The following is a 14,239-nucleotide window of genomic DNA, read 5'->3' as shown; positions in this document are numbered from 1 at the left end:
GCCCCCATCGACTGGCGGCGCTATCCATCTTTATCGCCTGCAGCCGGCTATTTGGGCGAATCAATCCGCACCAGAGCGGCTCTGCCGGGATCATATCTGAAACCGGTTATCGAGCCGTCTCGGACCTTTTGGACGGCCTCGTCGATCGCTTGTAGCGGTACCATGTACCACTCTCTCGGACGGACGGAGTCGCCGAACCGGTCGGGAATCGTGAGGTCCAGGCGCGCGGGGGTGAAGACCCGGTGCAGTACGTTCTCCAGCCGGGTCCGATTGATGTTGAACAGCTTATAGGTTGCGATGATTTCGACCTCCGCCAACAGATAGGTCGGATCGGTGGTCGCCTGAGCGATCCGGGCCTCGACCGTCCCGCCTGTCACACCGATTTTGTGGATCAGTTCGCGGTTGGCGGCGACGTCCGGGTGGTCAGACTTGCTGCGCAAGACGTAAATCGTCCCGGTCTCCAGATCGTCGTCCTGGCTTTCGTGGCCAAACAAGGGGCCAGCGATCGGGTCGGTGATCCGGCGGCCGGTCTCATCCTTGTACAGCCCCCGCTGCAATGACCGCAGCAGCAGGTCGCTTTCCGTGCCGTTGTCATAGATCACGCGCAGCCGGCTGTCGGGCCGGCCGTATTCCGTGACGAAGGATTCGAGCACCTCGGCCACATAAACCAACTGGCCGCCGAGGATGAAAAACTCGCCTGCCTTGATCCCCGCGTCCTCGCCGAAGCGCCGGGTTTCACGCCCGCCGGTTTCGAGGTCACGCTTCACGGCGGCGAACAGGGGCTTGAAAGTCTCGAAGTCGGCGCAGGCCTTGCGGTTGGCAACTTCCTCGGCTGCCTTCACCTCTTCGCGGGACCGGACATTTCTAAGGACAGAAATGTCATCCTCCCCGCCTGGCGCAACACCCAGGTCCGCCAACAGATCGGCGTCGTCCTCAAACTCGGCCGGTTCTTCGGCGACGCCGCTGCTGCCGTTCAGCAGGCCGTGCTTGTCCATGGGCTCGACCAGCACCCGGCAGTCAGCCTGGGCGCGGATTCGATCCAGCCGCACTGCATAAAGCCGCTCGAAGATGTCGCGGTCCTCGCCGTGGCGCGGCGCGTGGCCGTGCTCGTCGACGAACTTCACGATGTCCTCGAATCCGGCGATGACCCGCTCCTCGCGCGGCGTGCGGGCGGCGGCCTTCTTCGTCTCGATCTCGACGCCGAGGTCCGACAGCAGTTCAAGGTCGCTCAGCTCAGCCATTCGGGTTCAACGCCACATGCCGCCGCAGGACTTCCACGCCCTCGGCCATGCGTCGTTCCCAAGCATCTTGCGACTTGATGTCGGGCAGCCGGCCGCGCTCGTCCCTGAACTTGCGGGCGCGCTTGGCCAGGTCGCGGGCCTCTTCGATCGAAATCCCCGCCCGCTTGCCGGCGATGGCCGCCTCGACCTGCTTCAGCATCTGCTCGTTCATTGACTTGGCCAGCACCGAATAGGCAGCTTCGAAGGGGTTGATGCCGTCGATCAGGTCGATGTCCAGTTCGCGGACGCTCAGGGCAAACTTGCGCACTCCGTCGACAAAGGCCGTGCTGCCCTTCAGCTCCGGATCGTCGCCACCGACCATCATGACCTTGGCTTTCTGCGTCATGTTCAGCGCCGCGACGGCATGCTGGCGGACGGCCTCCTGATCTTCGTGGGTCAGTTCGGGGAAGCGGTCGCGCACGATCTTGCCCATTCGCAACTGGGTCAGCTCCTGCGGAGCGGTTTCGTCGTCGAAGATGCCGCGCTCGACCACCGTCTTGTCCTGCACAAAGGCCGTGATGATCTCATTCAGGTCTTCCTGACAGATGCGCTTCGCCTCGGGGCTCGATGGCGCCACCAGCCCCTTGATCTCCATGTGGAACTGGCCAGTCTTGTCATTGAAGCCGACGTTCGCGTGCTTGCCGCCCTCCTGATAGCCGGCCGGGCCGTAGTCGAACCCCGCCTTAGGGCCGAGGTCCTTGGGTGTGAAGTCGAAGCGCGGCGCCAGCACCTGTTCCATCAGCAGGCTGGCGGCGATGGCCTTCAGGGTGTCGTTCAGGGCGTCGACGACCAGTTCCTGGCTGGCGTCCGGCTCGGCGATCAGATTGGTGAACCGTGCCGAGGCCTTGCCGGGCGCGTCGCGGGTCGCGCGGCCGATGATCTGGATGATCTCGGTCAGGCTGGAGCGATAGCCGACGGTCAAGGCGTGCTCGCACCAGATCCAATCAAACCCTTCTTTGGCCATGCCCAGGGCGATGATGATGTCGACATGTTCGCGGTCACTGCGATGCGCCGGGTCCTTCAGCGCGCCGATCACCTTGTCCCGGCGGGGGCCGTCGTCGTCGACCAGGTCCGCAACCTTCAGCACACGCCCGTCGGGCCGGCGGATCAGGTGGAAGCCCGTCGCCGGGTCCTCACCCTGCCAGTCGCCCAGCGCGCTCATGATCTCGTTGGCTTCCCTGATCTTGTCGGCGGTGCTTTCGCGCGAGTTGACGTTGGGAATGTGGACGATGGTTTTCAGGTCTGGATCGAGCACCTTCATGATGCTGTCGAGATAGCTGCCGGCGTAGAAGAAATAGCCGATGTCGAGCGTCTTCAGGTGCTCGTAGCCGTTGAGCTGCTCGTGATAGGTATAGGTCACGGTAACGAACCGCGCCTCGTCGCTTGGGCTCAGCACGGCCTCTGCGTCGCCCCGGAAATAGGACCCGGTCATCGCCACGATATGCGTCTTGTCGCGGGTGATGAACTGGGCGAGCTGCGCCCCCAGCCGGTTGTCCGGATTGGCGCTGACATGGTGGAACTCGTCGACCGCGATCAGGCAGTTGTCAAAGGCCTCGACGCCCAGCTCGTCGACCGCGAAGCGGAATGTGGCATGGGTGCAGACCAGCACGGTGTCGTCGCTGGCCAGGAATTCGCCCACCGCCTTGACCTTCGATTTCGCCACGCGCGGCTCATCGACACCGGGGGCGTTGCACAGGTTCCATTGCGGCTTGACCGTCCAATCAGACCAGAAGCCGAACTTCGACAGGGCCTCATCCGTGAAGCTGCCGCCGATCGAACGTTCCGGCACCACGATGATCGCTTTGGCGACCCCCTGATTGTGCAGCTTGTCTAGAGCAATGAACATCAGCGCCCGAGATTTTCCCGATGCCGGCGGCGACTTGATCAGCAGATACTGCTCGCCCCGCCGATCGTAGGCGCGCTCCTGCATGGCGCGCATTCCGAACGCATTGGCCTTGGTCGAGTCGCCAGTCTGGCCGGTGCGCAGCGAAACAGAAGGGATGATGGATGGGGTCACACCTAAATTTTCCTCCGCATAAGTTTACCCGCTCTAACCATGTTGATTTCACGCGTCTGAATCAGAGAAATCCGGCCCTGCAGCGAGCACTCACTTTCCCAGTAGCAACCTGCTCGGATCAGCGTGGCGATCTATCGCCACTCACGGCTCGCGGGCCGCATAGCCGTGAATCTGACTCTGCGAGTCGCTGAATTTGGGTCCCTCAAAGAATTTGACCGTACCGCCGACCACTCCCCATCGTTCTGATGCCGCCGAGCTTGCTGCCAAACGCCGTAAGAAAGTCGTCGGCTTCCAACGCCCACATTTTGAATAGGTCGTTCGAGCGCTGAAACACGAGAACCTTCCCGTCATACAAGTCGAACCCATGCGTCTCCGGGATAGGTAAGGTGATCTTTTCCATCAGATTGTTCCCAAGCCTCAGGTCACGGGAAACGATGTCACCAGTGGGGGCCTCAAATGTTATCGTCCCAATTACGCTATTCTTGGGCATCGTAGAGGAAGGATTGAAATCAAAATATTTGCTCATTCCTCTCGGAAAATCGATTTGATTTCCAGGGCGGTCCGCTCCCCGATTTGGAGTGACGTAGCCTGCCTCAATCCAGAACATGCCGGACAGCGGCTGGTCGTCTTCCTCATCGCTTGTGTCCGCTGGGAAATCTGATTTCCACCGTTCTTCGTAGATGTCGATTATATCAGCAAGAGGTGTGGCATTTTTCCAAAGTTCTTTGGCTGCCATTTCAATGTTTCGGATATTCTCTCGGTATTCTGCTTTAGCATCAGTGCAAATAGAAGCCCCCGCCTCTATGCTTTTGCGCAAGCCATTCGAGGAAAAATTACCGGACCCGACAATCATACCGAATCTGCCGGCGGCAGAATTCTTGAGAATCGACAGCTTTAAATGAAAATCACGGCGCGGCATGAATCCGGACTGTTGAACAATCCACGATCCGTCGTGAATTCTAACCTTCGAATTCGGTTTGCTGTCGATAAGCCGAAGTGCCTGAGGTTGGGTTCTTCCGTAGTCCAAACCAAACAACCATCTTGAGGGCGTCTGATTCCAAAAGGCGGCTGACATTGCACCGTTGAAAGCGGATGCGCCAGATTGGGTCGCGTAGGCATAGACTCCGAAGTACGTCTCAGGAGAAATCCAGTTACTCGCGCGCCGAATTTCAGAAAGCGTTGTCGGAGAGTCCTTGTCGCTATGAATAAAAGAGCGCAACATAAATCCTTACATGTGTATGTGTCAGTTTAAAGTGTACAGGCCAAACCCACTTGTATCGTTCATGAAACTGGGAACGTATCTTAATCTAAATCAGTCATCGCGCACCCTAGATGAGCTACTAGATAGAGGGCTTGTCGCAGTCATTTTTCCGTAAAGGTCAAACAGTTTTTCTAAACGTTCTGTGTCGTTACGGAAATTTCTGCCGATAAAGATTCGCTCTACAAGCTCATCGTTATGCTGGTGTGCATCACGGAGATCTTCCGGCATAATATCGGGATCGTACATGTCGGCAATCGTCGCGGGGAAATGAGCTTCGCGAGCGATCAATATATTCTCTGCGCTGCGTGTGAGGTCTGTTTTGTTTTTCTCCGTCAGCAGTGGGACAGGAAAAGTGTTCCACCCAAGCGTGTTTGAGTAGCGAAAATCCGTCTTTAGCTTACCACAAACGGTGGCGACCCAAACCAAATGTAGCCGCGATGCGACGACCGACATATTCCACAATGGTGCATCATATAGCGCGAACAATAGATCGCTTACTATCGTGTCTCGATCGAAGAGGTGCACTGGCAAATAAGGCCTTCGTTCAGACGATACTTTCGCAACGGCCAACGTGTAGCGATTGGCCGTGCCCGCAATCTGGACAAAGCGATAGGGTTTTGATGCAAAAGCCCGTGTCGATTCGGCTGCGCTGTTGGCGCGGAATTGTCGAACGCGATCTAGTAGTGCGTTCAAATACGGGTGGGCCTCGGCGAATGGGGCGTCATTAGCTTCGATCCAAATGCACCATCGAGGCTTCCCCTGGATCATTTGCTCAGCTCCCAGGTACGGCCGAATGAAGCGAGCCAACTCGGGATACGAACCTAAGATTTTCTCTCTCTGATCTGCCGAGAGAATGAACTCTCCGCCATCTCGTGGCATGTTTCCAAAGAGCATTGGAAACAAGTTCCCGATCGGACTTCGAGCAGCCTCTATAGAGACGTTGTCGCCTGCCACGAGATAGGCGTTTATGTTATTAACTCTACGCTCCAGAACCGTGCCGTCCTGAGACAGAGAAAACAATCGATTTACGGTGAACCGGTCGCGCGATATCCCGACTATTGCAACAATTACGCCGGCATTGTTACTGGCAAGATTCGTCCACTTGAAAGAAGTGTGGGCAAAAGATATTTTATGCCCTGTACTAAAGATCAGCGGCCAAAGTATTGGCACTTGCTGACCTTGGCAAATTGAGTTTGTAGAGACAAATGCAGCAGAGGACTGTGATCTCAGTCCGTATTCCGCAGCCTTCATAAGCCAGCCAGCCACGTAATCGAGGGATTTCCAAGCCGTAGTGCGGCCTCCAAAGATTGCCTTTAAATCATTCTTTTGATCATCATCTTGCCATTTGCTTCCAAGATATGGCGGATTGCCGCAAATGTAGGTCTCTCCGCCTTCATTCTCGAAGTCGATCTCTACCTGATCCAATGGAGTGTTGAATAGGTCGTCACCGAGTAGTTTCACCCCTGTCCCTGTCGGCGGACAAAGGCTCAGCCAGTCCAACCGCAGGGCGTTGCCGCAGGTGATCCAGTTCTGGGCGTCCAGCGGAAGGAAATCCGCCAGAGCTTCCTTCTGCCCCCGATAGACAACGTCGCTCTGATATTCGGCGATGATCAGGGCCAGGCGAGCGATCTCGGCCGGGAAGTCGCGTAGCTCGATGCCGCGATAGTTGGTCAGCGGGATCTCACTCCGTTGGTCGCGTTCGCCGCGCCGGCGGTTGATCTCAGCCTCGATCCTGCGCATTTCCTTGTAGGCGATGACCAGGAAGTTGCCGGATCCACATGCAGGGTCGAACACCCGGATTTTCGCCATCCGCTTGCGCAGGTTCAGCAGGCTGCGGGCGTTGTCGCCGGCCTCTTCAAGCCGGGCGTTCAGGTCGTCGAGGAACAGCGGGTTCAGCACCTTCAGGATATTGGGCACGCTGGTGTAGTGCATGCCAAGAGCGCCGCGCTCCTCGTCGTCGGCGACGGCCTGGATCATCGAGCCGAAGATGTCCGGGTTGATCTCCTGCCAATTCAGGCTGGCGGCCCGCAGCAGGTAGGTGCGGGCGATCTTGCTGAACCGGGGGCAGTCGCCCGCGTCGGCGAACAGGCCGCCGTTCACATAGGGGAATCGGTCCGCCCAGCTCTTGATGCCGGCGGCGGCGCGCTGGTCGCCGTGGGTGGCCATGGCGCGGAACAGCTCGGTCAGGATGTCGTGGGTGTTGTCCCCGTCGCTCATCTGCTCGACGGTCTTGGAGAAAAGGCCGTTTGGGAAAATCCCGGTGTCCTCGGCGAACATGCAGAAGATCAGTCGGGCCATCAGGTGGTTCAGCTCGGGCCGCCGAGCCGCGCCCGTCCAGTCCGGGTTATCCTTCAACAGCTCGACATAGAGCTTATTCAGCCGGCTGGTGGCCTTGATGTCGACCGGATTGTCCTTGATCTGCCGGACGGTCGAGATACCCGCGAGCGGCAGGAAAAACCCGAACTTGTTACCGAGGTCCGCATACCCGCAGGCCAGCGTCTCGGCGGTCGCCAGTTCCTCGGCCTCCAGCAGCCGCCCGTCGGTCGCCAGGAGGAACTTGACCTTGTTCGCCGCCGTCTTGGGGCTGGCTCGCAGGGCGTTCAGCGTCTCGGCGACCCGATCCTCGGCGCAGACTGCCATATGGATGTTGTTGCGCTGAAGCACCCCGCCGGCGACGTCCGACGCGTTGCCCGATCCGGCCCGAAGCCGCTGCACGGTGACGGCCTTGTTTCCGAAGGCGGTCAGGAAGGCGAACGGAAACTCGGCCGCGTCAAAGGGGGCGGCGGCCAGCTCGGAAACAGCTTCCTCGATCTCGACCGCGTTCACGCACTCACCTGACTGTTATCGGTTCTGCGACGGCGCCGCCGGTGGCCGCTCCGCCGATTCACCTGAAGCGCGATCCGATCGCTGGTCCCGATTAGCAGCCCCTATCCAGCCGCGCCAACTAACGAACCCGCCATAGTGGATTCCAGCCGCGCCAGCCGCGCCTCGATCGTTTCCGGCGCACGGGCCGCGTCTAAGCCACGGATCAGCGTCGCCTGACGGTGCGAAGCCACGGCGCCATAGCTCGTGAAGGTCGTCAGCACGTTCTCATGCCCGAGATTCTGCGACCAGGCCTTGAACTCTTCCGGCGAGTTGCACACGCGCTCGCCGAGTTGGACAAGCGTGTCGCGTATCGAATGGGGCTTGAAATAGGGCAGGCCTGCCACTGTGAACCCCTCTCGGAAGATACGCCGGATCGGCTCAGCCGTGCTCCAGTGCTGGCGCTCGAGCCCGGCCACGATGAACCCGCCCTCCGGACCGATCGCCATCCGCGTCGCGGGGAACAGCGGGTCCGCCTCGCTCCACAGCAGAGAGCCGCGCAGGTAGTTGATCCAGTCGGTGACGACCTCCAGCGCCTGACCACCGACCGGAAAGAACCAGGTTGAAAAGGTCTTGGAGAATTTCGTGTTTACCTCGCGGGCGTCCTGATCCAGCCGCCCTTGGGCAAGGTCGACGTGTTTGAGCTTGAAGGATGCGAGCGCGCCGTCGCGGGCCCCGGTCAGGAGACTGAAAGCGATCAGGGCCTGGTCGCGGCGCTGGACATCCGTCCCGGCCGGCATGGTGGCCAGGACATGGTGGATCTGTTCCAGAGTCGGGAATGACTTCTCCCTGACCGCCTTGGCGATGCGAACGTCCTTTTCCGCCAGATTGAAATAGTCGGCGTCCGAATAACTGATCCGGCGTTTGAATCCGGGCTGATCGGCCAGCCAGATGAAAAAGCTGCGGAGCGCGGATAGAGTGGAGTGAACCGTTGCGCGGCTTAAACGCTCGCCGGTTCGTGCGCTGATCTGGTCGTCGAGCTTGCGCTTAAACGCCACCGCCTGCTCGCGATGGAACCGCGCAAAATCCTTGTACCCGATCGCCTCTTCGAAGCGGCTGAGCGCCTTGGCGACCTCGTCCACCGACTTGTCGTTCCGCCGGCGCGCCTCGCGCAGATAGATGAAATAGGACCGCTTGATCCGCTCGTTCGCCGGGTTGTTCTTGGCCATGTTCGTCTGTCCTTGTCCTAGGCACATTTCACGGAGGGGGCCGTCCCCTCTGCTATGCGTGGCGATGCCTCCACGACGCGGACCTCGATTCCGGGCAGGACCACTGCGACGGCCTCGAACCGCGTGCGCCTATGCATGGTTGATCCGCAGGCTTCGCAGAGGGCTCGGAGGTTGCCGGCCCTTGCGTTGCTGGCGATGAAGTCGGCCATGCCGAGCGCGGGAGCGCGGGGCTCGCGGCATTTGAAGCAATAGAGCGTGCCGGCGGGACAGGGGCATTTTGCGGCGGTCCTGCGGGTCTCTAGGAAGGCCCTCAAAACCTTGCCTTGGACCAGAACGGGCCGCCTCTTGTCGATGGCCGCCAGACCCCCGCCCTTTAGCCAGGATCGAACGGTGTTGGGGTGCAGGCCATAGAGGCGAGCGACCTCCTCGGCGGTATAGCTGCGATGGATTTTGGCGAGGCAGGGGTTGAGGCGGGTGCGCGACACCAGGCTGCCCTCACTCGCTTCCCAGCAGACGGCGGATCGATTCGACCTTGATCAGTGTCCGCCGGCCCATCTTGACCGTCTCCAGTCGCCCGTCCCGGATCAGGGCGTAGATAGAAGTCCGGCCCAGGCTGAGCGCCTTGGCGGTGTCGTTGATTGAAGCGGCAATGATTTCCATAATCCTCGGTCCTCGGACGCTGGCGGGTGCCAGCGAATGCAGGAACGAGTGTTGTTCGGGTTGCCGTGACTGGCTGCCGAGAACCGCCGGGAACCGCCGAAAACTACTTTTCGGCGCTTCGCAGGCGACGGAGCACCGCCTTTACGGTGTCCTGAACGGTTGCCCGTCCAGGAGCCTCTAGGCCCCGTTCTGCTAAACGGCTCGCGATACGGGAAATGAGCTCGTCAGTGCCCCTTGTACCCGATCCGTCCGGTACCCCTTCTTCGTGGATTAAGCCGGTCAACTCAGCCACCCAATCCGGCCAGAGCGTCGACATCGGGCGACCCCCCGCCTCCTTCTTTGCAGCGGGTTCAGGACGACTGCGTTCAATTTGGCCTGAACCCACGATCCGCTCGACGTCGTCCCGGTGAAAGCGGACCCCGAATACTTGGAGCCGGACCGTCTTATTGATCCATGTCTCGAAGTCGCCGACTTCCCAGTTTTGCTCAAGCGCGTCGTGGCCCTCTGCCCACCAAAACTCCCGAGGCACCTCGCAGTCAGAGTGGCGCGGAGTTCCGTCGATAATCAGCAAGGCGCAATGCGCTCTCAACAAGCCGGCATGGGCGCGCGTTGCCAAGACGATGTTAGCGGTCGGGGAAAGCGTCACCTCCCGGACCCGAGCGATGGTCGCGGCTGCGCTGATCCAGTCTTTTTCCCGGAACCCCTGGAGTTCCTCGCCCTCGCCAGCTTCACCAGTCACGGCGGACAGAAGGCCATGCCCCACCCGCATTTTCAAGGTGAGCTTAGTTCCGTCTGGCGAGAGGAACGACTTGCGGCCGGTGCGAAGGCTGTCGAGTTAGGCGCGTTCGCCAGGACCAACCTAAAAGCGGGACGGCTGACGACCGCTTTTTGGTCCGGACTCAATGCCCGCTTTCGACGCGATACGGAGTTTGCACGGTCGGCTGGCAGGAGGTTACGCTACCCCAAAACCGGAGGTCGCGTGTTGGGCTAGCGTTTGCCGATCGGTCGTTGGTCGTCGCTCATGTTTTTGAATTTCCAGAACAACTTTGAGGACAGCCCCGATCGCGGCCGGCCGCGTCATTATCGCGTCGTTCCCGATCACTAATCGCCTTCACTCTGCTTGATCAGCGTCTCGGCAGCGAAGCGCCCCTTCATCATTTTCGTCCCGTCGAACCACGTGCATTCGATCCTAAGGCCCGGGAACGAAATCTCGTAAGGCAGGACAGTCATTAGGGGGCCGCCGGACCTCAGGCGCACGATGTCACCACCGTCGAACTTGAATGCAGTGTCGGTCATAGCGCCTTCTCCAAAATTCAACTCATCCCGATGGCTGCAGAACTTATCCGCCGGCTTTCACGCCACGTCTGCCGGGATGAACGGAATGCAGACGTCGCATTCGGACCACTTACGAGCGCCCACGGCAGAGACCTTCCCGTTGGCCAATGCGACAGCGTCCAGAATGTCGCTGACTGCGTCGTATTGTTGCCGCCCGTCCTTCACATACCGCGCAGATTCGCGCTGGACTACTGCGCAGCCCGCTACGTGCAGCGTGACCGTACGGGATGCCCAGCTCGAGTAAATGACGTAGCTCATGTTCCCATCGCGATCACCGGAAGTTAGCGACAGAACAGCTCATTATCGCCTCAGTTTGGCTAACCCATCCAGCTGCCACGACGGCCAACCGTTCTACGCTCCCTGCTAGCCCGCATCTTGTCAGCACGATCCTGCTGGGCGGTCTTCTGGGTACCATCCGGTTCACGCTCGAGGAAAGACTGTACTGGATCGTATGCAGTTTTGCATCGGGGACACTTCGCCGAAGTAAGCGCCCCGTCCTGTATCAACGTCGTCTGACGCCCCTCCTGATCCAAACAAGTGGGGCACACCGGAAATCCGAGCCGCAGTCCCTCACCTTGATCGACCCACTTGAACCCGCCGGGACCGTCGAGAAGACGTGCTTTCACAGCGAGCGCTTCAGTCAACCGGGCAATCTCGGCGTCGCGCTCAGCAATGGCCTGGCTGGCTTCAATGAGCTGCCCTTTCACGTCGTAAAGCGACCCCATCAGGTCGACGACCTGCCCTTTAAGGGCGACTTGATCATAGGCCTTTTCAAGCTGCCTCAACCCGGTGGCGATCTTGATGGCCGCATCGAGGCTGGCTAGGCCGACTGCAATGTCCATCTGAGACCGTTATCCAAGCCGGTTTTAAAACGTGCCGCCGTCAAAGACGGCTTCGGTTGCGATGACCATATCATTCGGTGACGTTGTGCTCAGGGCTAAAAGCCTCGGCAACGCGTTGGCCTCTACCCTTCAAGCCTCAAGCGCCGCGTCTGCAGCCATCCCAAATTTGAACTCAACGCTGTCTCGCGAGCGGAACAACCTCGCCGCCGGTGCGAAGGCGGTCAAGGTAATCGCCCCACCATTGCGCCATCAAAACCCGCTCCTGCCAGTGTGCCCCCCGGTGGTAGGCCGCCCGGACGAGGTCCTTTCCCTTGTGGGCCAAGGCGCGCTCGATTGCGTCAGGCGACCATTTGCCGGACTCGTTCAGGAGAGTGCTCGCCGTCGAACGGAAGCCGTGCGCCGTCATCTCGTCGCCCGTGTAGCCAAGTCGGCGAAGGGCGGCGTTGATGGTATTTTCCGACATCGGATCGAAGCGCGATCGAATCGATGGGAAGACGAAGCGGCCGTCACCCGTCAGGCCGGCAGCTTCGCGTAGTACGGCGATGGCCTGACGAGACAAGGGAACCGCGTGTTCCATGCGGGCCTTCATCTTCTCTGCCGGGATGCGCCAGACTGCCGCTTCGAGGTCGATCTCGCCCCATTCTGCGCGTCTCAGTTCGCCGGGGCGAACAAACACCAGCGGCGAAAGCTGGAGCGCCAGCTTCGTCAGCGGAAGGCCTTCATAACTATCTATGTTGCGTAGGAGCTCCCCGACGCGCTGCGGCTCCAGGATGGCAGCGAGGTTCTTGGGCCTCCGCTTCGAAAGAGCACCGCGCAGGTCGCGAGTCGGATCGCTGGCCGCGATCTGGTTGGCGACAGCGTAACGGAACACCTGACCAATGAACTGGAGCGTCCGGTGGGCCTTCTCGTCATTTTTTGCGGCCTCGAATGGCCGGACAGCGTCCAGCACTTCGAAGGGTTGAATCTCGGACACTGGCCGTCCGCCGAGGCTCCGCTCCACTAGCCTGACGAACCACTCGCGTTTGGCGACGGTTGCGTCGGACAGACCATCGCGCCGGTTCTTGGCGATGTAGTCCGCAGCCACGGCGCTGAAAGTATTATTGGCGCTAACCTTGGCCGCGCGCTTGTCCCGACGCTTCTGGTCGGCCGGATCAACACCACTGGCGACCAGAGACCGCGCCCGGTCTCTGAGTTCGCGCGCTTCCTTGAGGCTGATTTCGGGGTAGCCGCCGAACGACAGCTTCTTTTCAATCCCGGCGGCAGCGCGAAACTTCATTCGCCACAGTCGCCCGCCGGCCGGGGTCACCTGAAGATAAAGGCCCTTTTCGTCGGAAACCTTATAGGCCCGCTCGCGGGGTCTGAGGGCGCGGATAGCTGAGTCGGTCAGGGCCAACTGGGGGCCTTTTTCTGAGGGCCTCTGCGAAGGCCCCCATAAGAGCCCCCACTTTCAGCCGACTGTTGGCGAACGCCGACGAACACCGGCGACCAACCGTTGACCTAATATACTATATTTTATTGGTTTTTTCAACCGCCGGCGCACATCGGCGTTCAGGGTGGTGGTGCCGCTTAGGTGACTCGAACACCTGACCCCCGCATTACGAAATCCAGTCAAGCCGAGCGGCCAAACCCAGTGCCGGCATGAGTTTGACGGGCCTCTTGCGGCGTCGAAAGACGGCCGACCCAAGCCCTTCCCAGTCTGACCGAAGCGGGTGGTTGCGGCGTTCCCAAGTTGCGGCGCCTTCCGGTGGGCGCGCCCGGAATTTCGACCTGCGCCATACCTGCAGAACGTTAGATTGAGGCAGGTCGCGAAGTGGAGGCGGAGCCTGCGTCAGGCCTCCGCGCCTTGATCGGCAAGACAAATGTCGTTGAGCCAATGCCTAAAGCGGGCGAAGCGTGGTTGAGGCGGGCAAAGCGTGAGCCTTCCCCTGATCGAACCCTAGGCTAGCAATGAATCTCAAAGACGCGCGGTGGCTGGTCACGGACCGGCATGTGGCTGAGGCTGTCTCACTAATCGCGAAGCAGGGCGAACAAGGTCTCGAATGGTTGTATGGGCGCACAGGACGGCGTGAGCCCCGGCACCGGTATGTGGTGGTCGATGGCCGCCGATACCCCACGAAGGCATTCGGCTTTCTCGTGGCGCAGTTAGCCGGCGACATCTTCACGACCGAAAACGAGCTCAATGTGAACGAGGCGTATGCGCCTTTGAAAAAGCTTGGCTACGTTGAAATTGCCGGGCCTGACGATAATCTCGATGAAGGACAGAAGGCAGCTCGCGCCGAGAGCTATTATCTTCAACTAGCACGACCCGCCCAAGCCAAGTTTCGCAGCGCAGTTTGTGCAGCCTACGGGGGGAGATGCGCGGTCTCTGGCATCGGTGTCCTCAGCGCGTTGGAAGCCGCCCATGTCGAGCCGTTCCGAAGCGGGGGAGTGGACCACATCTCGAATGGGGTGCTGTTACGAGCCGACCTTCACAGACTGTTCGACTTCGGCCAGCTCGCTTTTGAGCCTGTGGGGGGACGACTGATTGCTAGATTTTCAGCGGTCTGCGGCGATGACTATCGTGAACTGGCCGGCATCGCGCTGGCCATCCCGCCTGAGGGCCCGCACGCGTCGTCCTTCGCAGAGAGGTGGAAGAATTTTAGCTAGGCCGTGAACACTTCGGTTGGTTCGTGCCGCGCCCGGCCGGCCGTGGCGGATGCAGAGGTCGGCTTCCACGCTCCGGGCTAGCGGGGCTTGGCATGATAGACGCCCTTTGCTTCGCCAGAAGCCGCACCGCAGGCCGCCGCTTTGGTGTCGCGGCTAAGCTTCGAGGC

12 protein-coding genes are annotated in these 14,239 nt (G+C 60.1%); 1 reads left to right on the top strand and 11 read right to left on the bottom strand.

The genetic code is table 11. The features are described 5' to 3' along the window. Positions 1-47: 47 nt before the first annotated feature. From ACW17Y_RS15870 to ACW17Y_RS15820, 11 genes are all read right to left on the bottom strand, one after another. Positions 48-1,241 carry a GIY-YIG nuclease family protein gene (locus ACW17Y_RS15870; protein ID WP_492036636.1) on the bottom strand — a complete coding sequence of 398 codons (1,194 nt, stop codon included), beginning with the start codon at positions 1,239-1,241 and terminating at the stop codon, positions 48-50. After that, positions 1,234-3,297, bottom strand: coding sequence for a DEAD/DEAH box helicase (locus tag ACW17Y_RS15865; RefSeq protein WP_492036635.1), 2,064 nt, complete (start codon positions 3,295-3,297; stop codon positions 1,234-1,236). The genes ACW17Y_RS15870 and ACW17Y_RS15865 overlap by 8 nt, the downstream gene beginning before the upstream one ends. Positions 3,298-3,499: 202 nt before the next feature. Continuing rightward, complete coding sequence (locus tag ACW17Y_RS15860; protein WP_492036634.1) at positions 3,500-4,516, bottom strand: hypothetical protein; 1,017 nt, start codon at positions 4,514-4,516, stop codon at positions 3,500-3,502. A 93-nt stretch (positions 4,517-4,609) separates the two neighbouring features. After that, positions 4,610-7,384, bottom strand: coding sequence for a class I SAM-dependent DNA methyltransferase (locus ACW17Y_RS15855; protein ID WP_492036633.1), 2,775 nt, complete (start codon positions 7,382-7,384; stop codon positions 4,610-4,612). 101 nt (positions 7,385-7,485) lie between these two features. Then, a complete protein-coding gene (locus ACW17Y_RS15850; RefSeq protein WP_492036632.1) occupies positions 7,486-8,589 on the bottom strand; it encodes a site-specific integrase in 1,104 nt (367 codons plus the stop codon). Between the two features lie 17 nt (positions 8,590-8,606). Then, positions 8,607-9,074: a helix-turn-helix domain-containing protein gene (locus tag ACW17Y_RS15845; protein WP_492036631.1), complete on the bottom strand. Its 468-nt coding sequence runs from the start codon at positions 9,072-9,074 to the stop codon at positions 8,607-8,609. Between the two features lie 10 nt (positions 9,075-9,084). Then, positions 9,085-9,249, bottom strand: coding sequence for a helix-turn-helix domain-containing protein (locus ACW17Y_RS15840; protein WP_492036630.1), 165 nt, complete (start codon positions 9,247-9,249; stop codon positions 9,085-9,087). A gap of 103 nt (positions 9,250-9,352) precedes the next feature. Further along, positions 9,353-10,024, bottom strand: coding sequence for a hypothetical protein (locus tag ACW17Y_RS15835; protein ID WP_492036629.1), 672 nt, complete (start codon positions 10,022-10,024; stop codon positions 9,353-9,355). Positions 10,025-10,350: 326 nt separating this feature from the next. Next, positions 10,351-10,545, bottom strand: coding sequence for a YodC family protein (locus ACW17Y_RS15830; protein ID WP_492036628.1), 195 nt, complete (start codon positions 10,543-10,545; stop codon positions 10,351-10,353). 356 nt (positions 10,546-10,901) lie between these two features. Then, the gene (locus tag ACW17Y_RS15825; RefSeq protein WP_492036627.1) at positions 10,902-11,426 is read right to left on the bottom strand and encodes a hypothetical protein; all 525 of its coding nucleotides are present in this window, start codon (positions 11,424-11,426) and stop codon (positions 10,902-10,904) included. A 172-nt stretch (positions 11,427-11,598) separates the two neighbouring features. Continuing rightward, positions 11,599-12,819, bottom strand: a complete 1,221-nt coding sequence (locus tag ACW17Y_RS15820; RefSeq protein ID WP_492036626.1) for a tyrosine-type recombinase/integrase — start codon at positions 12,817-12,819, stop codon at positions 11,599-11,601. Positions 12,820-13,373: 554 nt separating this feature from the next. Between ACW17Y_RS15820 and ACW17Y_RS15815 the strand changes: the two genes are divergently transcribed. Continuing rightward, complete coding sequence (locus ACW17Y_RS15815) at positions 13,374-14,072, top strand: HNH endonuclease (RefSeq protein ID WP_492036625.1); 699 nt, start codon at positions 13,374-13,376, stop codon at positions 14,070-14,072. Positions 14,073-14,239 lie beyond the last annotated feature (167 nt).

Source organism: Brevundimonas sp. AVps7 (assembly GCF_058681545.1).
The sequence above is the reverse complement of the archived record's forward strand: the minus strand, read 5'-3'. Positions and strand labels throughout refer to the sequence as shown.

Bases quoted from the DNA above. Each gene is read 5' to 3' on its own strand.
- ACW17Y_RS15870 (WP_492036636.1), bottom strand. From the start codon at position 1,241: ATGGCTGAGCTGAGCGACCTTGAACTGCTGTCGGACCTCGGCGTCGAG.
- ACW17Y_RS15850 (WP_492036632.1), bottom strand. From the start codon at position 8,589: ATGGCCAAGAACAACCCGGCGAACGAGCGGATCAAGCGGTCCTATTTC.
- ACW17Y_RS15840 (WP_492036630.1), bottom strand. From the start codon at position 9,249: ATGGAAATCATTGCCGCTTCAATCAACGACACCGCCAAGGCGCTCAGC.
- ACW17Y_RS15830 (WP_492036628.1), bottom strand. From the start codon at position 10,545: ATGACCGACACTGCATTCAAGTTCGACGGTGGTGACATCGTGCGCCTG.
- ACW17Y_RS15825 (WP_492036627.1), bottom strand. From the start codon at position 11,426: ATGGACATTGCAGTCGGCCTAGCCAGCCTCGATGCGGCCATCAAGATC.
- ACW17Y_RS15815 (WP_492036625.1), top strand. From the start codon at position 13,374: ATGAATCTCAAAGACGCGCGGTGGCTGGTCACGGACCGGCATGTGGCT.